At 40.4% G+C, this 19,406-nt stretch carries 13 protein-coding genes and 1 other annotated feature; of the genes, 10 read left to right on the top strand and 3 right to left on the bottom strand.

Features of this window, described 5'->3' with window-relative positions; genetic code table 11:
• The first annotated feature begins 15 nt into the window (after window positions 1-15).
• Together Q9Q35_RS11320 and addA are read left to right on the top strand one after the other, a co-directional pair.
• The gene (locus tag Q9Q35_RS11320) at window positions 16-3,549 is read left to right on the top strand and encodes a PD-(D/E)XK nuclease family protein (RefSeq protein WP_304653459.1); all 3,534 of its coding nucleotides are present in this window, start codon (window positions 16-18) and stop codon (window positions 3,547-3,549) included.
• The gene (gene addA, locus Q9Q35_RS11315) at window positions 3,549-7,292 is read left to right on the top strand and encodes a helicase-exonuclease AddAB subunit AddA (protein ID WP_304653458.1); all 3,744 of its coding nucleotides are present in this window, start codon (window positions 3,549-3,551) and stop codon (window positions 7,290-7,292) included. Before Q9Q35_RS11320 ends, addA begins: the two co-directional genes overlap by 1 nt.
• 141 nt (window positions 7,293-7,433) lie before the next feature.
• Here the strand turns inward: addA and Q9Q35_RS11310 are convergent, their stop codons facing one another.
• Window positions 7,434-10,088 carry a cation-translocating P-type ATPase gene (locus Q9Q35_RS11310; protein WP_304653457.1) on the bottom strand — a complete coding sequence of 885 codons (2,655 nt, stop codon included), beginning with the start codon at window positions 10,086-10,088 and terminating at the stop codon, window positions 7,434-7,436.
• Window positions 10,089-10,374: 286 nt separating this feature from the next.
• Window positions 10,375-10,515 (bottom strand): hypothetical protein, encoded by a 141-nt coding sequence (locus Q9Q35_RS11305; RefSeq protein WP_004051430.1) that lies wholly within the window; start codon window positions 10,513-10,515, stop codon window positions 10,375-10,377.
• A gap of 145 nt (window positions 10,516-10,660) precedes the next feature.
• Here Q9Q35_RS11305 and abc-f point away from each other — a divergent pair, with 145 nt between their 5' ends.
• Window positions 10,661-12,205, top strand: a complete 1,545-nt coding sequence (gene abc-f / locus Q9Q35_RS11300) for a ribosomal protection-like ABC-F family protein (protein ID WP_304653456.1) — start codon at window positions 10,661-10,663, stop codon at window positions 12,203-12,205.
• Between the two features lie 74 nt (window positions 12,206-12,279).
• Window positions 12,280-13,014 (top strand): L,D-transpeptidase, encoded by a 735-nt coding sequence (locus tag Q9Q35_RS11295; RefSeq protein ID WP_304653455.1) that lies wholly within the window; start codon window positions 12,280-12,282, stop codon window positions 13,012-13,014.
• A 65-nt stretch (window positions 13,015-13,079) separates the two neighbouring features.
• Here the strand turns inward: Q9Q35_RS11295 and Q9Q35_RS11290 are convergent, their stop codons facing one another.
• Window positions 13,080-13,748, bottom strand: a complete 669-nt coding sequence (locus Q9Q35_RS11290; RefSeq protein ID WP_304653454.1) for a L,D-transpeptidase — start codon at window positions 13,746-13,748, stop codon at window positions 13,080-13,082.
• A 130-nt stretch (window positions 13,749-13,878) separates the two neighbouring features.
• On the opposite strand from Q9Q35_RS11290, the gene Q9Q35_RS11285 reads away from it, so the two are divergent.
• The 6 genes from Q9Q35_RS11285 to Q9Q35_RS11260 all read left to right on the top strand — a co-directional run.
• Window positions 13,879-15,297: a C69 family dipeptidase gene (locus tag Q9Q35_RS11285; RefSeq protein ID WP_304653453.1), complete on the top strand. Its 1,419-nt coding sequence runs from the start codon at window positions 13,879-13,881 to the stop codon at window positions 15,295-15,297.
• Between the two features lie 77 nt (window positions 15,298-15,374).
• Window positions 15,375-15,857, top strand: coding sequence for a hypothetical protein (locus Q9Q35_RS11280; RefSeq protein ID WP_304653452.1), 483 nt, complete (start codon window positions 15,375-15,377; stop codon window positions 15,855-15,857).
• A 226-nt stretch (window positions 15,858-16,083) separates the two neighbouring features.
• Window positions 16,084-16,323: a binding site (T-box leader), on the top strand.
• Between the two features lie 60 nt (window positions 16,324-16,383).
• Window positions 16,384-17,424, top strand: a complete 1,041-nt coding sequence (locus Q9Q35_RS11275; protein WP_304653451.1) for a methionine ABC transporter ATP-binding protein — start codon at window positions 16,384-16,386, stop codon at window positions 17,422-17,424.
• The gene (locus Q9Q35_RS11270; RefSeq protein WP_304653450.1) at window positions 17,417-18,103 is read left to right on the top strand and encodes a methionine ABC transporter permease; all 687 of its coding nucleotides are present in this window, start codon (window positions 17,417-17,419) and stop codon (window positions 18,101-18,103) included. Before Q9Q35_RS11275 ends, Q9Q35_RS11270 begins: the two co-directional genes overlap by 8 nt.
• Window positions 18,104-18,144: 41 nt before the next feature.
• Entirely contained in the window at window positions 18,145-18,963 is an 819-nt protein-coding gene (locus tag Q9Q35_RS11265; protein WP_304653449.1) for a MetQ/NlpA family ABC transporter substrate-binding protein, read from the top strand.
• Window positions 18,964-19,117: 154 nt separating this feature from the next.
• The coding region (locus Q9Q35_RS11260) for a CNNM domain-containing protein (protein ID WP_304653448.1) at window positions 19,118-19,406 on the top strand (289 nt) is incomplete at its 3' end.

The raw sequence follows: 19,406 nt of genomic DNA, 5'->3' as shown, positions 1-19,406 counted from the left end.
GGAAGGAAAAAAGTTATGAGTTTGAATTTTGTGCTAGGCACAGCGGCTAAAGATCACCAAGCGATATTGTTAGAGCAGATAAAAAATATCAGTCAAACAGACCCTCAGGCCAAAATATATTACATCGTTCCCAATCATATAAAATTTGCGACTGAAGTTTTTGTTTTAGATCAGTTACGGCAAAGTAGTGGGCAGGATCTCTTAGCTGCTACGGATATCCAGATCCTTTCTTTTTCACGGTTAGCTTGGTATTTTATGAAAAATGATCCTAGCTACCAGTTACCTCGGCTATCGGCTGCTGGGGCTAATATGTTGGTCCATAAGATCTTGCGAACTAAAAATGATGAATTGACGATCTTTAAGAGTGAACAGACCCAGACAGGCTTTGTGTCACAATTAGCTGGTCAATTGATCGAATTGAGCTTAGCTTTGATCACAAGTGCAGATCTGTGGCATAGTTATGAATTGTTAGAACAGAGCAAAGATACCGATCTAGTAGCTAAGTTGCACGATCTAAGTATCGTTTATCGAGAATTTGAGCAACATATCCAGGGAAAATATCTCGGCACAGCTAATATGTTAGAAGCCTTAGCTAAAAAGTTGGCTCAAAGTGATCTTAGTCACAGTTATTTTATCTTGGATGGTTTTTCACAGTTCAACGCCGGCGAATATCAGATCATCACTAGTTTATTGCAAAATGCAAAACAAGTGATTGTTTCTTTAGTCTTAGATCGCCCGTATGTCCATCATGCTCCAGAAGCAAATGAGCTTTTTTATCGCTCAGGTCAAGTGTATTATCGTTTGTATCAACTAGCACGTCATGAACATGTTAAAGTCAGGGTCGATAACTTTGCTAAACAAGACCGTGTCAGTGCTGACTTAGTTACGCTGGAAAATTATTGGATCGCTTCAAATGATCTAAAACCATTTACTTTGACCTCTAAAGTGCAAGGAGATCTACAACTCATCGAAGCCGATGATCGTTTAGAAGAAGTTAAATATTTAGCAACAAAGATCCGGCAGATGGTCTTGCTTGAGGGGTATCGTTATCAAGATTTTATATTATTGACGCGCCATTTAGATCCGTATAAAAATATTTTGCAACCGACATTTGAGCAATTTGAGATCCCATTTTTTACCGACCTACAAAAAAAGATGTCCGATCATCCCTTAGTCGAATTGATCCAAGCACTCTTTTTGGTCGAACAGCGTAACTACCGCTATGAAGATATGATGCGCTTGTTAAAGACAGAGTTGTTGCTACCAAAACATGAAGGTAGATCCATGCCATTAGCTAAGTATCGACAAGCCCTTGACCTAGCCGAAAATCAAGTCCTTAAATTTGGTTATCGTAAAAAGGGATGGTTAGGTGAAGATTGGGTCTATTATCGGTTTGGAACTAGTGATTTTGGAGCGCGAACTAAAAATGAAGATGAGATCACAGCTAAGATCAATTTGATCAAAAATCATGTAAAAGAACTCCTACCACCATTTTATGCAAAGCTTGCTAAAGCTAATACTGGAAAAGCGGCTGCTAGCTTGTTGTATGAATTTTTAGTCGATGCAGGTGTAGTCGAGCAGCTAGATATTTGGCGTAAGCAAGCTTTAACATCAGGAGCTGTCGATGCTTCAACGCGTGAAGAACAGGTTTGGGGAACTTTTTGTGATCTTTTAGATGAGTATGTGGAGATCTTAGGTGAGCAACCATTTGAGCCCCAAGATTTCTTAGATCTACTCCAAGCAGGTTTTGAAGGAGCGACCTATAGTCAAGTCCCAACGACTTTAGATCAAGTTGTCATCTCTGAAAGTGGGATGGTCCAACCAAATGACAAAAAGGTCGTCATGCTTTTAGGGGCTACAGACTTAGTGATGCCAGATATTGCTGTCAGTGAAGGCTTATTTTCCGATCATGATAAGGAAATGTTACGACCAACACTAAGCGAAACGAATTACCTTCCCGATGATACTGAACATGTTTTAGCCAATGAGCCTTTTTTGAATTACCTTGCTTTCTTGACGCCAACTCAAAAACTCTTTTTGAGTTATCCGCGTAGTGATAATGATCAGCTCGATCTTAAATGTTCACCATATATTGAGCGGATCAAACAAGCTTTAGAGCTTCCAGTAAACTATGCCCATAAAAATGATGGGGCAAGTGATGCTCTAAGTTATATCGGTACTAAACGGACCACTATGAGCGAACTTATCAAGGTCGAACGCCAAGCGCTCACCGAACAGCGGAAATTGCCTGAAGTTTGGGATCATCTATTCCAAAGATTTCAACAAGATCCTGCGACTAAACTGTTATTTGAACAGCTAAATCAGAGTTTGGACTATAAAAACATTCCTGAACAACTGACTCCTGAAAGTGTTAAAGGTTTGTATGGTAAAGAATTAAAGACGTCGATCTCACGGCTAGAAGACTTTTATGCTAATCCGTATGAATATTTCCTAAAATATGGTTTGGGATTAAAAGAACGTGAGATATTTGAAATGAATGCGGCCAATACGGGAGAATACTTCCATACGCTGCTCGATACATTTTTCAAATTGCTCTTAAAAAATGGCCAAGATCTCAAATTATTAAAGGGCCCCGAATTTGATGCTTACTTTAGAGAAAGTGTCGAGTTGACTAAACGTTTGCCTCAATTTAAGATCTTGGATAGTTCTAACCGAATGCGTTTTTTGGCGCGACAATTAAATGCAGCGGCTAAACAAGTTGGGGGAGCGATCCACAAACAGCGACAATTTAGCAAGTTAAAGACGATCCAAACCGAAGCTTTATTTGGACACGTGGGTGAATTATCTGGTCTAGCTGGGTTGCAATTTACAACGCCAAATGATCGTTTAGTGACAGTACGCGGTAAGATCGATCGGATCGATGAATTGGTTCTAGGTGATAAGCATTATCTAAGTTTAGTCGATTACAAGTCAAGTGCAAAGAAGTTTGATCATGTAAAAGCCTATTTTGGCCTAGCGCTACAATTATTGACGTATTTGGATGCTTTACTCAAGAATAAGACGACTTTAGTTAAGGGTGCTACTAAAGAACAGATCGCTACAGCTGGAGCGATGTATATGCATCTTTACAATCCAACATTCAAACAAAAAGAGATCTATCAAGCCGTCTATACAGATGAAGTACTCAAAAAGAACAAATATAATGGGCTATTAATAGATCAAGCTGATGTTTTAGAGGGTCTGGATGAAAGTTTGCTCGAGAGTTCAGGGAATTCATTGATCTATCCGTTTAGACGAAACAAGAATGGGAGTTATAAAGCATCAGGTGCACAATTAGTGACTGCTGATCAGTTGGAAGCGTTGTTGTTACACAATGAGGAATTGATCAAACAAGCAACGGATATGATCTTTAGTGGACGGCTCGATTTGTTGCCAGCCTTGTTCAAAGATGGTTCGGCGTTACAATACACACCGTATGAAGCGGTCATGCAGTTTGATCCGATGTTGCCCGAAAATAATTATTATCGGCTTCCAACAAAAAAGCCAGCCGATATTTTAAAACTTTTACAAGCTAAGGAGGAAAAATAATGGCTGAGATCAAATTTACACCTGGTCAGCTCCAGGCGATCAATGATGAAGGTAAAAATATTTTGGTTGCTGCTTCAGCCGGCTCAGGAAAGACTAGAGTGCTAGTCGAACGGGTCATCAGAAAGATCAAAGAGAAAACAGCGGTAGATGAGATGTTGATCTTGACCTTTACTGAAGCTGCAGCACGGGAAATGAAAGAACGGATCCAAGGTGCTTTGCGACAAGCGATCAATGCTGAATCTGAACCTGAGACGAAGCGGTTTTATTTACAACAACTGACAAAGCTCAATGTTGCTGATATCAGTACGATCGATGCATTTTGTTTGCGCATGGTCCAAAAATATTATTATTTAGCCCAGATCGATCCTGATTTTCGCTTGCTGACTGATGAAACTGAGCGGGCTTTACTGCGCGAAAGTGTTTGGGAAGATCTTCGTGAAGAACTTTATGGTAAGTTAGATCCTTTGTTTGAACGATTGACATTGAACTTTTCTAATGACCGCAGTGATGATGGTCTGACTGAACTTGTAATGGAGTTATTTGATTTTGCAAATGTCAATCCTGACCCTAAAGCTTGGCTTGAAAATTTGGCTAAAAATTATCATTTGGAAGCTGGAAATTTAGAACAAAGTGGATTTTATCGCAATGAATTCGTTCCGTATGTCACTGAGCAATTGCAAAAATTCGCTGACTATCTAGGACAAGCAACGCTACTCTTAGAGGATATCGCTGATCCAGAAGATAAGTTAGCTAAATTAAAAGCTCTTTATCGCACAGAAGAACAAGAACTGAGTAAACTAGCTAAGCTTGATCTGACAAAGCTCTCCTATAACGATCTAAAAGTGACTTTAGAGACAGTAAAATTCAAGCGTGCTCCTGCAGCACGCTTGGATGATGAGCAAAAAGTGCTAAAAAATCAAGCTCAAGCTCTGCGCGATGAGACGAAAAAACAGTTGAACGAACTTTTGATCAATTATTTTAATGCTCAAGAAAGCGAGGTCGTTGAGCTATTTAAACAAGCTGAGATATTGGCTAAGAAGGCTGCTGAAGTGGTCTTGCGCTTCATGCGTCGCTATCAAGCGGAGAAAAAGCGACGCCATGTCTTGGAATTTAGTGATTTAGAACATCTGACTTTAAAGATCTTACGCCAACAAGAAGATACAAGTGTCAAAGAACTCTTGCAAGCACGCTACCAAGAGATCATGGTCGATGAGTATCAAGATACTAATCAGCTTCAAGAAGCGATCTTGACTACTTTGGCACAGGATAATATGTTTATGGTTGGGGATGTCAAGCAGTCGATCTATGCGTTTCGTTTGGCCGATCCGACGCTATTTTTAGGTAAATATCACAAATTTGGTCGCTTAAATGATCCAAATGAGCGGATAATCTTAGCTGAGAATTTCCGCTCAGCTGAAAATATCACTGCAACGACGAACTTTATCTTTTCTCAACTCATGGATCAAAAGATCGGAGAAATGGATTATGACAAAAATGCGCAGTTAGTTTATGGGGCTAAAGATTATCCTGAAATGTCGCTACCGACCGAGATCTTGTTATATACTTCAGAAGAAGATCCTTTGAATGATCCAGCTAAAAAGCCAATAAAAATGCGGTGGGATCAAGATCCAGAAGCGATGGGACCTGATTTTGAGATCAATTCCAATCAAGAAGGTCAGATCGCTTTAGTGGCAAAGAAGATCAAAGAATTGCATGATGGAAAGTTTGCTATCTATGACCGTGAATTAGGCCAGATGCGTCCGATCACATACGGCGATATTGCTATCTTATCAGAGACGCGAACCAATCATTTATTATTATCTGAAGAGTTGAAGCGCCTAGAGATCCCATTTTATGTGCAAAAGTCGCAAAATTATTTTCAAACGACAGAATTGCGGATCATGTTGGCACTTTTAGCTTTGATCGACAATCCTTATCAAGATATCGAACTTGCTGCAGTTTTGCGTTCGCCGATCGTAGGGCTAAAGGAAAATGAGTTAGCTTATTTGCGGATCAATGATAAGAGTGGTGATTATTTCCACGCTTTAGAAAAATTCTATCAAGATCCAGGCGATCAGGGAAAAGAGCCATTTGTCCAAGCACTCTATGCTAAGATCGCACGTTTTATGAAGCAGTTGCAAGGTTTTAGAGATCTCGCACATCAAAATGAATTAGCTACCTTGATCTTGGCGATCTATGAGCAGACTGGCTTTTTAGATTATGTCGGGGGCATGCCTGGGGGACCTCAGCGGCAAGCTAATCTGCACGCACTTTATGAAAGAGCTGCGATGTATGAACAAAGCAGTTTTAAGGGGCTATTTCAGTTCATTGGTTTTATCAAAAAGATGCAAGAAAAGCAAGATGATCTCTCAGAGGCTGTCTTAAAAACAAGCGATGATACGGTCAATATCATGACGATCCACGGCAGTAAGGGGCTAGAGTTTCCGATCGTCTTTTTGATCGATGCGGCTAAAAAATTCAATATGCGTTCATTAGATAAAAAGTATATTTTAAGTGAAAAAGCAGGTCTAGCGATGAATTACTTAGATCAAGAGCGCCGAATCGAACATGAGACTTTGGTCAAAAATCTTGCTAAACAAACCGCTAGAAATAAGAGTGCTGCTGAAAAGATGCGCTTGTTATATGTTGCATTGACACGTGCTAAAGAAAAACTCTTTATCGTAGCAGGATACGATTCACGTGAACAGGTAGAAAAATTGGTAAAAAAGGCTCAAACTTCGGAAGTGTTATTGCCAGATGATGTTCGCGCAAATGCTAAAAATTTTATGGATTGGATCTTGCCAGCAGTTGCACGTCATAAAAACATTGCCCAAGCATTTGATCTTTTAGGGCAACCACACGCAGTTTTAGACGAGATACCAGCAGAATTTGAATTGAATTTTGCTGATTACAACGATATTGCTGATGAACAACGGTTATCGCAAGTAGATCTAACTAAGTGGTTTGATGAGCAAACAACAGCTCAAACCAAACTTACCTCTGAGATGATAACTAAGATCGATCAGATCCTAGCAGGTGAGTATCAACACAAATCTGCAACTAGAACTGCTGCTTATCAAGCTGTTTCGGATATCAAGCGTTTGTTTGATGATCCTGACCTTGAGAAAATGGCAAAGATCACGCCAGAGACAACGGCTAATCGTGAAGTCGGTGATTTTAGAAAACCGCGCTTTATGACAGAAGAAGTTCGGGTGACACCAGCTGCCATCGGGACGGGTATTCACTTGCTGTTCCAAGAAATGGATCTGACTCAGCCACCAACGATCACGACGGTAGATGATCTATTGCAATGTTTGAGCGCTGATGGCTTGATCACACCTGAAGTAGCTAAACAGATCGATGTTACTAAGCTCGTAGCCTTTTATGCGACACCGTTAGGCAAAGATCTCTTAAAAAACCATATGCGAGCCAAGCGTGAAGTAGCTTTCTCAATGGTCTTGCCAGCAGGTAAAGTCTTTAATGACTTGGATGACACATTGACCGATCCGATCTTAGTCCACGGGATCATGGATGGTTATTTTATCACTGAAAATGATGAGGTCGTTCTCTTTGATTACAAGACCGATCATATTTATGGCAAAGATGGGGTCGAAAAGGTCAAACAGCGCTATCAAGGGCAGCTGAATTTATATCAAACGGCTTTGGAACAGATCTTAAATAAACCTGTGACCCATAAATATCTTTATTTAGTTGAACTTGATCAAGCTGTTGAATTACCGTGATAAGAAAATGAACTAAAACGGTCAGCGAAATATAAATAAGGGACCTACTATGATGTAAAATATGCATCATAGTAGGTCCCTTATTTATATTATTTCTACATACGGATCATTGTCGTGCCCTAGCGTTTTTCTACGCACTGATCAGTCTTTGTAGATGAATTTTCTTTGGAAGAATTTCACAACTTCGACGATGATGATCATTAAAGCACCAGCGCCTAAAACGATCCCCCATTGTTCTAACGCAAGCGTTGTAACATGGAATGTGCTGTTAAAGGCTGGTACGAAGATCGTCATCGCTAATAACACAGCCGAGGCTAGGATAGCAATGTTGAAGTATTTGTTGTTGAATGTCTCCTTAGAAAAGATCGTTCCGTGGATCGATTTGGAGTTGAAAGCATGGAACAATTGGATCACACCTAGAGTTGCATAAGCCATTGTCAACGCATCAGCATGGATCTGAGCTGATGATTCATGGAATGGATAGTTGATCGCGATCCAATAGACCAAAAGCGTTAGGACTCCTTCTAAGATACCTTGGTAAATGATGCTTGAACCGACCCCATTAGAGAGGAAGTTCGAGCGACTACCACGTGGTTTCTTTTTCATGATATCTTTTTCGCCTTTTTCAACACCTAAAGCGATCGCAGGGAAAGTATCTGTGACTAAGTTGATCCACAAGATCTGTACCGGAGCAAAGATCGACCAGTTGAGCATAGTCATCATAAAGAGTGTCAATACTTCACCCAAATTAGCAGACAAAAGGTATTGGATCGCTTTTTGGATGTTAGAAAAGACCTTTCTACCTTCACGAACAGCTAAAATGATCGTGGCAAAGTTATCATCGGCTAGGACGATATCAGAAGCATTTTTAGATACTTCAGTTCCGGTGATCCCCATACCGACCCCGATATCAGCGGTCTTTAGGGCTGGGGCATCGTTGACCCCGTCACCAGTCATCGCTACGATCTTGCCATGTGCTTGCCAAGCCTTGACGATCCGCACCTTATGTTCAGGTGCAACTCGAGCATAGACCGAGTATTTAGTAACATTTTGCTTCAATTCTTCATCAGACATTGCATCTAGATCGCGCCCAGTGATCACGCCGCTTTCATCGTCTGGTCGGATGATACCTAGGCGGATCGCGATCGCTCTAGCCGTATCTTTGTGGTCACCTGTGATCATAAGTGGACGGATACCAGCCGATTTAGCTTCAGCGACTGCATCTTTGACTTCGGGTCTTTGAGGATCGATCATCCCGATCATTCCAACGAAGATCAAGTCATTTTCCAAATTATCAGATGTTGCTTGGCGATCGCTTTCTTTTTCAGTCAAGGGTTTATATGCAAAGCCTAAAACACGTAAAGCTTCGAGTGCTAATTCATGATTAGTGTTTAAGATCTTATCTTTATCGGCTTTAGTGATCGGTCTTATTTCACCGTTATCTTCGATCCTGTTCGTCCGTTGTAAGATCTCATCAACGGCCCCTTTGGTCATCAAATAACATTGGTCAGCATGAGAAACGATCGCTGACATCATTTTACGTTCAGAATCAAAGGGGATCGAGTTGATCCGTAAAAAATCATTTTGAACTTGCTTAACGTCCATTTGACGATCTAAATAGTATTGGATCAAGGCCGTTTCGGTCGGATCACCTACTAGACCATCAGGTGTTTCTTGACTATCGTTAGCTAAGATCATGATCTGGGCTAGCCGTTTTTTAGGTGAGACTTTGAAAGTATCAGCTGATACCAAGTTATGGTCAGTGTAGAGTTGTTCAACTGTCATCTTATTTTGGGTCAAAGTCCCAGTCTTATCGGAGGCGATGATCTCAGTTGTCCCTAAAGTTTCGACCGCTGGTAATTTACGGACCAGTGCATTGCGTTTGGCCATCGTCTGGGTACCTAAGGCAAGAGTGATCGTTACGATCGCAGGTAGGCCTTCAGGGATCGCAGCTACAGCAAGTGAGATCGCTGTTAATAACATATCTAAGACGGATTCACGTCCCGTCACGACCCCAAAGACAAAGATCACAACAGCGATGATCAAGATCAAAACAGTCAAGACCTTGCTCAAATGGGTGATATTTTTTTGCAGAGGAGTTACGGAATTGTCAACTTCATCTAACATGGTAGCGATATGCCCAACTTGAGTCTGCATTCCCGTCGCAAAGACGACTGCTTCGGCTGTACCATATGTGACGCTAGTGTTCATAAAGCATAGGTTGCTTTGTTCGCCTAAAGGAGGTTCTTTTTCATCCAAGACGCTACTATCTTTATCGACGGGAACAGATTCGCCCGTCAAAGCAGCTTCTTCGATCTTGAGAGAAGAAGATTCGAGGATCCGCATGTCGGCTGGAACGATGTCGCCAGCTTCGAGCAAGACGATATCCCCCAAGACGATCTCATCACTTTTGACTTGCATGACCACACCATTGCGTTTGACACGTGAATAAGGGGTCGTCATTTCTTGTAAAGCATCGATCGCATTTTCAGCCTTGGCTTCTTGAAAGACCCCAAAGACCGCATTTAAGATCACCACTAAAAAGATGATCAAAGCATCGGATACTTCACCTGCAAGCATGGCAACTAGGGCAGCGACCATCAAGATCACGATCATCAAGTCTTTGAATTGAGCGATGAACTTTTGGAGTAAAGTTGTATGCTTCTTTGATTCTAAGACGTTAGGACCGTATTTTTCTTGACGTGCTTTGACCTCAGCATCAGTCAAACCATTAGCTGAACTTTTTAATTCAGTAAGTGCCTGTTCTCCAGTAAGTTGATAATATTTCGTTTTCAATCACGAAATTCCTCCTTCGATATGATTTATTAGTTTACAGGCTTATCGTATCACACTTACTTATTAAAAAGAAATTATCCGCTGGTAAATTCATTGTAAATTTTATGTAAAATATTAGAAATTAGGGCAAAATAAATCCACATGTGCACACCTGACAGGGGCCCATGTGGAGCTATTTGTATTCAATTAATTGAACTTTTCCCGGGTTATCAGCAAGATCTCGCGAGTGACCCTGCAGGTAAGATATCCCGGTCAGAGCTCCACTAGTATGTCATGTGGTGCTCAATTATTTAGCAGCTTTTTCAGCTTCTTCGCGTTCCTTTAAGAAACTCAATACAGCTTGATGTTCTGCACGACGCTTCTTAACGTTTTTGTTGTTAACTGGGCGGCGGTCGTTACCAACGCCTACGTGTGTATTTTGTGACATGGTAGTCCCTCCCTTCATTACTCATGCAACTTTATATTTTAGCGAAAAACTTCCTAAATATCAAGGGCAAATTACAGTAGTTCTTTAAAAATAGCGGTTCTATGGTATAATTAGCGAAAGATTTGAGTAGAAAGAATGAATTGAAATGAGTATTTTAGAAGTAACAGATCTCTCGATGAGTTATGCGGATAAAAAGCTTTATGATCAAGCCTCATTTGTTTTGAACAAAGAAGACCATATGGGAGTTATCGGCCAAAACGGTGCAGGAAAATCGACCTTGATCCGTTTGATCACGGGCCAGACTCTACCTGATGAAGGGCAGATCAAATGGCAACGTGGTAAAAAGATCGGTTATCTCGATCAGTATGCTGAATCAGCGCATGATCTGACTATTGGTAACTTTTTGCAGAGTGCTTTTAAGGAATTATACGAGATCGAAGCTAAACAAGCTAAGTGCTATGCTGATTATGCAACAACTTTAGATGATGCTTTGTTGACTAAAGCGGGTAAATATCAAGAACAGTTAGAAGCAGCTGATTTTTATGGTTTAGATGTCAAGATCGATCAAGTCATGACCGGACTAGGGATCGATGTCTTGGGAAAAGAGCGTCAAGTCAGCAGTTGTTCTGGTGGACAACGTTCTAAGATAATTTTAGCTAAATTATTATTGGAAGAACCCGATGTCTTGCTGTTAGACGAACCAACAAATTATTTAGATACGGAACATATCGAATGGTTGATCAGTTATCTAAATGAATTTTCTGGTTGCTTTATGGTCATCTCCCACGATTATGACTTTTTAGAAGCGATCACCAATACGATCATTGACGTTGCCTTTGGTAAGATCACGAAATATACAGGTAGTTTCCAAGCTGCGATCAAACAAAAAGAAGTCAAAAAAGAAGTTCAGCTCAAGGCCTATGAAAAACAACGGCGACAGATCGAAAAAGATGAAGCGTATATTCGCAAAAATAAAGCAGGAACACGAGCTGCAATGGCTAAATCACGGCAAAAACGGCTAGATAAATTAGAGCGCTTGACGCCACCAAGTGATAATCTCCAAGCTCATTTCAACTTCCCATATCTAGAACTGCTTTCAAGTGCGACTTTGCGTGTCAAAAAGTTATCAGTGGGCTATAACAAACCATTGCTCGAACCAGTGACATTTTCGATGAGTCACGGGGAAAAAGTTGTGCTTAAAGGATTTAATGGGGTCGGAAAATCAACGTTGATCAAGTCGATCTTAGGTAAGATCAAAACTTTTGGGGGAACAGCTCAATTTGTTGATGCTGCTGTGATCAATTATTTTACCCAGGAATTAACATGGCAAGATCCAAAACAAACTCCACTTCAAGTCCTACAAGATGCCTATCCTAAGCTTGAGCCAAAAACGATCCGACAACGCTTAGCTCGTGCAGGGATCAATGCGGCTAATACACTCAAACCGATGAATTTATTGAGTGGGGGCGAACAGACTAAGGTCAAACTGTGTTTATTAGAATTAAAGCCAAGTAATTTCTTGATCTTAGACGAACCGACAAACCATCTTGATGATGAGACCAAGCAGGCGTTAAAGCAAGCTTTGATGAATTTCCCAGGAAATGTTTTGCTGGTCACCCACGAAGCTTCATTTTATGCTGGCTGGATCGATAAGATATTTGATGTAGAAAATATCCAATTAAAGCGCTGATAAAGTTGACATTTTACAGGCTTATCCTTATATTGAATTAAGGTCAATTAGTTAAGAAAGGATCACTTTAAATTATGAAAAAAGCAAGTTGGATCCATTGGGCAGTTGCAATTATTTTAGTTGGACTTGCGGGATATAGTGCGGTATACATTCACCGTGCCGAAGAAAAAAATGCGCTAAAAGTTGAGCGCCAAGCAAAACTTGATAAGCAAGAAGAAAAACGAAAAAAAGAACTTTTACGGGAACAAAAAAAGCATATGCGGACACCGATCGCTTGGGACCAGCCTTCAGAGACTCTGCCATATCCTGATGTAAGACAGGCTGTCAAGTCTAAAAAGCTCGATCAAAAGATCTGGCTATTGGTTTCACCAAATAAACAACGAGTTTACGTGCGCCAAGGACCATATACTTTATACACGATGTATGCTTCGATCGGGAAAAATTTTGAAAATGTTAAGAATTATCAGGAAACACCAACTGGAGATTTTAAGCTCCAAAAGGAACGCGGTGAAGAATTTTACGATGCGACGAAGGACTATGGTGCTAAATACTGGACATCATTTAGAGGACATGGGGCATATCGCTTTGAATCAGTACCGTTTGATCAGGATAAAAAAGTTATCGAAAGCCAAGCTAAATTATTAGGGCAAAAGGTGACCAAAAAGCACAATATCAAAGCGTATGGTAGCATTCGTTTGAGTGTAGCTGATGCTAAATGGATCATGGATAATCTTCCAGCTAAAACAAAAGTCGTGATCGAAGACAATGATCCAAAGCATGATGCATGGGAGTATATGAAAGATCAATAAGTTTGAGATCTGGCAACTAAAAAAGGCTAGCATCGAAATTTTTCGATGCTAGCCTTTTTGTTTTATTAGCCGTTGATCACGACTTTAGTGCCGGTTTTTAAATTTTCTGACATCCATTTTGAATCAGGGACGCTCAGGCGGATACAACCATGTGAAGCGGCTTTTTTACCTAGCTTTTTAGCTTCCTCGACATTGTAATTGCCTGACGCATCCGTTGGGACTGAATGGAATAGATAGATCCCATGGTCTTTAAAAGAGACCCAATTATTAGCCCCTTCATTTAGGGATGCATTGTAAAATGAGTCGCCTCGCTCAGGTTCGATGTAGAAAGTTCCGGTCGGGGTATAGCTTTTGTATTTACCAGTTTCTTCATCGTGATGATAAGCTCCACCAGACGAATACATCGTGTAGATCACTTTATCGCCTGACATTAGATAAGTCCGATTCTTTTTGAGGTCGACTTTGATCCAAAAATCACTGACTTGATCTAGATCAGGATAAGGTTTGGTCTCAGAAGACTTTTGCCAATCGATCGGTGTTTGCATGGTCTTATTCTCAGAATTAGTTGCTTTTTTGGTAACTGTAGCTTTAGTCGCCTGAGTTTTTTCAGTTGTTTGTGCTTGAGTCGTTGTTGAAGCTGGTGTTTGTTTAGTTACACGGTAGATCAAAAAGGTACCGCAGATGATCACAGCAATAGCGAGACTCAAATAAAAGCGAGAACTTTGTGGTTTCATAGTCAAGTTTATCCTATTCTTTAGTAAGTATTGTCAATGTCTATTATACAGGTTTCTAAAATTAATTGTAGTAGCATTAGGAAAAATTAAGGTGTAGACTTTTAAAGTGTCAGGAAGGATATGATAATTTATGAATGAACAAGCATGTACGACGATCTTAGTAGGGAAAAAGGCCACGATCGATGGATCGACGATGATCGCGCGCAATGATGATACGTTTTTACCACTGACACCACAGCGCTTTATCATGCAGCAAGCAGTACATGGGCGTCATGAAATGTGGCGCTCAACGCAAAATGGGTTTGAAGCTCCACTGCCAGCTGACGGCTATCGGACGACGATGACGCCAAATGTTGACGTTAAAGGTTTAGGCTATTTTGGCGAAAGTTCGATCAATGAAAAAAATGTTGCAATGTCAGCGACCGAATCTGTCTATGGCGATCCGTTAGCTCTAGCCCACGATCCCTTTGTCGTGGATGGTTTAGCTGAGGATTCTTTACAATCAATGGTCGCACCATTTATCACTTCAGCCAGGGAAGGTGTCTTATATTTAGGTGAATTGATCAAAAAATATGGTTCGCCCGAAGGTAACGGTGTCTTGTTTGCTGATAAAGATGAAGTTTGGTATATGGAGATCGTAACGGGGCATCATTGGGCTGCAACTAAGATCCCCGATGATGCGTATGCGATCGCTGCCAATCAAGTTGCACAAGATTACATAGATTTTAATGATCCACAAAACTATCTGTGGTCAGAAGGCTTACAAGAATTTGTGGAAAAATACCACTTGAATCCCGATAAGTCGACTTTTAACTTCAGAAAGATCTTTGGGACTGACAATGAAAAAGATCGGCATTACAATACGCCTCGTGTATGGTATGGGCAACGTTATTTTAACCCAGAGATCGAACAAGATCCGCAATCAAGCGACTTACCATTTATCTGCCGTTCTAAGCGATTATTGAAAGTTGAGGATCTGACATATGTTTTGGCTTCACATTATAACGAAACTAAATACGATCCTTTGGGGCACGGAAGTCAAGCCGATAAGCTCAAATTTCGCCCGATCTCATTGAATCGGACCCAAAATTCGCATGTTTTACAGATCAGAAATGATGTTCCAGCTAAGAATGCAGCGTTGATGTGGATCTGCTTTGGGGTTCCAACATTTACCCCATATGTTCCATTTTATACGAATGCGACTGATACTGATCCAAGTTGGAGTAAAACACCATTGGATTATGATATCACTAGTGCCTATTGGATGTATCGAACTTTATCGATGCTGACCGAAGCACACTATGCCCAATTCGTGCAAAAAAATCGTGATTATTTGATCCAAACACGTGAAGTTTTACACCGTTTGATCGGTGAGATCGATAATGGAGTAGCTGATCTGAACGGAAAAGAAGCAACGACATATTTGACAAAAGAAAATTACCGGATCGTAGCTCAGATGCGAGAGCTAACGATGAAAGCGATCGCTGATTGTGTCACTGGTGGCTTAGAATTATCGAAGCTTACTTTCGATATGGATAAGAATCTTTAAAGTCGTGATATAAAATTTTGTAATTTGTAGATTTTTTGTGTAGAATGTTCACTAAGATTTAATTGGGATGTGAAATAATGGAAATCAAGGTCAGTGATTTTATCACAGCAGTCACAGAAGAAAAATTTAATCGAGATATGATCTTAGCCACACTTGCACAAGTTGAAGATCTAGGAATTGCAGATAGTTTAGCTCCGATCATGGAAAAAATGATGGATGCGATCAAGCAAGATCAACTAGAACAAGCAGAGCTCTCGATCGAAGGTAGTGACGAACCGATCCATATTCGACTTGAGACCGGGATCATCAATTTACCATTTGAAAATATCAATCGGGTCGCTAATTTCTTTGATGAACTTGAAGCAAGTGTACCAGTAAAAATCTATTTGGTAGTCGTATCACCTGATCTGAATGCTTCAGGGCTACATATCATGCAGATCTGCCCAGCAAGTGATTTTGCACGAGGGCAAGGCCAAGATGCAGTGCTGGTCGCTGTCGCTGAAAGTTTGAAAAAGATCCAAGAAAATAAAGCTCAAAAAGAAAAAGTGACAGCTAAATAAATCAAAGTTCCAAGCTTCGATCGAAGTTTGGAACTTTTTGATATAAAAATGATTTAATAATAAAGTATCAGTTAGGTTAATTTTTTATAATTTTTTTTGCGAAAGAAATTCAGTGTTAGCGGTGGTTCTGGCGGATAGATAAATGTTTATCAAAAAAATATTAAAAAATTTATTGACAAATTAAAGAAATAAAGATAATATCAAAGCAACAAAGATAACTAAATATTTAAAGACATTGATGAGAAGAGTAGTCTGTTGGAGTAGATAGACAGAGACCCTCGGTTGCTGAAAAGAGGGATCGAAAGAAGAGATGAAGATGAGCTCGGAGTCTGATCGTTGGTGCAAGCTTGCGGTCCGTTTTAATGCGATATAATTTGAGACTACTGATTTAGAGTTAGTAGTTGATGAGTCTACTTTTGTGAAGAAGTAGAAAACTAAGGTGGTACCGCGAGTTTTCGTCCTTTTAGGGGTGGAAGCTTTTTTTTTACCCTAATTTTAAAATTAACGATGAGAAAGTAGTGATCAAATGATTGAATTCAAGCAAGTTTCAAAGACTTTTGCGACCGCCAGTGGGCAAGTTGATGCGGTCAAAAATGTAGATCTGACCATCAACGCGGGTGAAGTTTATGGGATCGTCGGTTTTTCCGGCGCTGGTAAGAGTACTTTAGTCCGCATGCTAAATGGCTTGGAGACACCAACTAGTGGTGAAGTTATCATCAATGGTAAGCGGATCGATAATTTAAAAGGCAAAGAACTACGTGATCAAAGAAAGAAGATCGGTATTATTTTTCAACATTTTAACCTCTTGTGGTCACGGACTGTTTTAGAAAATATTGAATTTCCGCTTGAATTAGTAGGTGTTGCTAAAGAAGAGCGCCAAAAGAAAGCTAAGCATTTAGCAAAACTAGTTGGTTTAGGCGAACGGATCAACGCTTATCCATCTCAGCTTTCCGGAGGCCAAAAGCAACGGGTCGGGATCGCACGTGCTTTAGCGACTGATCCAGATATCTTGATCTCAGATGAAGCGACCAGTGCGCTTGATCCCCAAACAACAGATGAAGTTTTAGATCTGTTAGATGAGATCAATGAAAAACTTAATTTGACGATCGTGATCATTACCCATGAAATGCACGTTATTCGTCGCTTAGCTGATAAAGTTGCAGTGATGGAAAATGGTCAAGTGATCGAAGAAGGCCCAGTATCAGAAGTCTTCACGCATCCAAAAGAAGAGTTGACCAAACGCTTTGTCAGTGCTGAAGTTGATCCAAAACAAACAACTGATGTCAAACAAGTTGCTGCCAACTTACTTGAAAAAAATCCACAAGGCAAGCTAGTTGAGCTTAAATTCCATGGTCAACAAGTTGAACGCCCCGTGATCAATGAATTGAGTAAAAGGTTCCCTGAATTGGAGATCAGTATCTTAGAAGGCTCGATCCATCAATTAGCGGACAAGGGGACGATCGGATCATTGTTCGTCCAACTAGTGGGACCAGTTGAACAGATCAAAGAAGCGTTGACTTTATTAGAAAAACTTAAAGTGGAAGCGAAGGTGATCGAACATGGATAGTCAAGGTTTAGCATCATATTTTGAATTTAAGAACGTGAATTGGCCCGATCTTTGGGCTGCTACTTGGGAAACAGTTTGGATGACCGTTGTTTCGGTGGCGATCGTAGCAATTTTAGGATTATTATTAGGTCTGTTACTTTATGAAACATCAGATAGTAAGAGCTTTGCAGTAAGAGCTTTAAATTGGATCGTGGCATTGTTTGTCAATGTTTTCCGCTCTATCCCCTTTATCATCTTGATCGTCTTGTTACTACCAGTTACCCAAGTAATTGTTGGTGCGATCACGGGTGCTAAAGCAGCGATCCCATCGTTAGTCATCTCAGCAGCTCCGTTTTATGCCCGCCTAGTTGAACTAGCCTTCCATGAAGTTGATGGGGGCGTGATCGAAGCGGCTGATGCGATGGGAGCAACAAAATGGCAGATCGTTTATAAAGTTCTGATCCCCGAAAGTTTACCAGCTTTAGTTTCTGGGATCACGGTCACGGCGATCTCATTGATCGGATATACGGCCATGGCCGGTGCGATCGGAGCTGGTGGTCTGGGACAATTGGCCTATACTGATGGGTTCCAATCTTACAATAATGCGATCACTTTAGTTGCCACAGCAGTGATCGTGGTCATCGTCTTTGTATTCCAATATCTAGGCGACTTTTCAGTTCGCAAGATCGACAAGCGTTAGTTAATAATTATAAAAAATAAACATTTATGGAGGAGATCACTATGAAAAAAGGTATCAAGCGTTTATTAGGTATTACAGTTGCAGCGACAGCTTTGCTTTTAGGGGTAGCTAATACAGCTAAAGCAGACACGACCTTGACCGTCGGGGCTTCAGCTGAACCACATGCTAAGATCTTAGAACATGTGAAACCAGAATTGAAAAAGCAAGGCGTTGATTTAAAAGTTAAAGTCTTTAATGACTATATCTTGCCAAACAAGGCTTTAGCTAATAAAGAATTGGATGCAAACTACTTCCAACACATACCGTTTTTAGATAACTGGAACAAAAAAAATAATGGGACTTTGATCAATGTTGGTGGCGTTCACCTCGAACCGATCGGGGTCTATTCTAAGAAATATAAGAGTCTAAAAGACTTACCAAAGAATGCAACGGTCTATGTTTCAAGTAACGTTGCTGATTATGGTCGTGTATTACAGATCTTTAAAGATGCTGGACTGATCACCTTGAAGAAAGGAACGAACTTGACGAGCGCAACCTTTGAAGATATCAAAACTAACAAGAAAAATATCAAATTCAAACACACATTTGAAGCTAAATTGATGCCTAAACTCTATGAATCAAATGAAGCTGATGCAACAGTCATCAATGCTAACTATGCAGTTCAAGCCGGGATCGATCCTACTAAGAAGGCGATCGCACTAGAAAAGAAGAATTCACCTTATGTAAATATCATTGCTGTTCGTAAGAGTGAAAAGAACAATAAAGCGATCAAGAAATTAGTCAAAGTACTTCAATCCAAATCAACTCAAAAATGGATCGAAAAAGAATTTGACGGCGCCGTGATCCCTGCAACTAAATAATTGTCCTAAAGCACCTAGGGGTTATTCGCTTAGGTGCTTTTTGCTCAAAAAAATGATATGATTGTCTATAGTAGAAACGAGACTGGACTTTGACTGTTATTGTGATAGCCAGAATCAATAAGATAACTATTTTTTGAATGGAGATGGAGTTAATATGTCTAGTGGTCAGGCGATAACGAATCTGATCATCATTTTAATTGTTTTTTATTTTGCCGCCTTCTTTGTGGCGGCAGAGTTTGCGATCGTGTCGGTACGTAAAAGTGCGATCGAAAGTGCGCTAGAGAACGAGGAAGGTAACCAACGAAAGTTAAAATTAGCCTTAAAGATGGTCACCAACATGAATGAGTATCTTTCAACGACTCAGGTAGGGATCTCGACGACAGGGATCATTTTAGGTTGGATCGGGGCTGATACCTTGACCAAGATCTTGACGGATGTTTTGG

It is taken from the genome of uncultured Ligilactobacillus sp., from assembly GCF_948826705.1.
Lineage (GTDB): Bacteria > Bacillota > Bacilli > Lactobacillales > Lactobacillaceae > Ligilactobacillus.
Note: the sequence above shows the minus strand (reverse complement) of the source record. Positions and strands in the feature narration are given on the sequence as shown.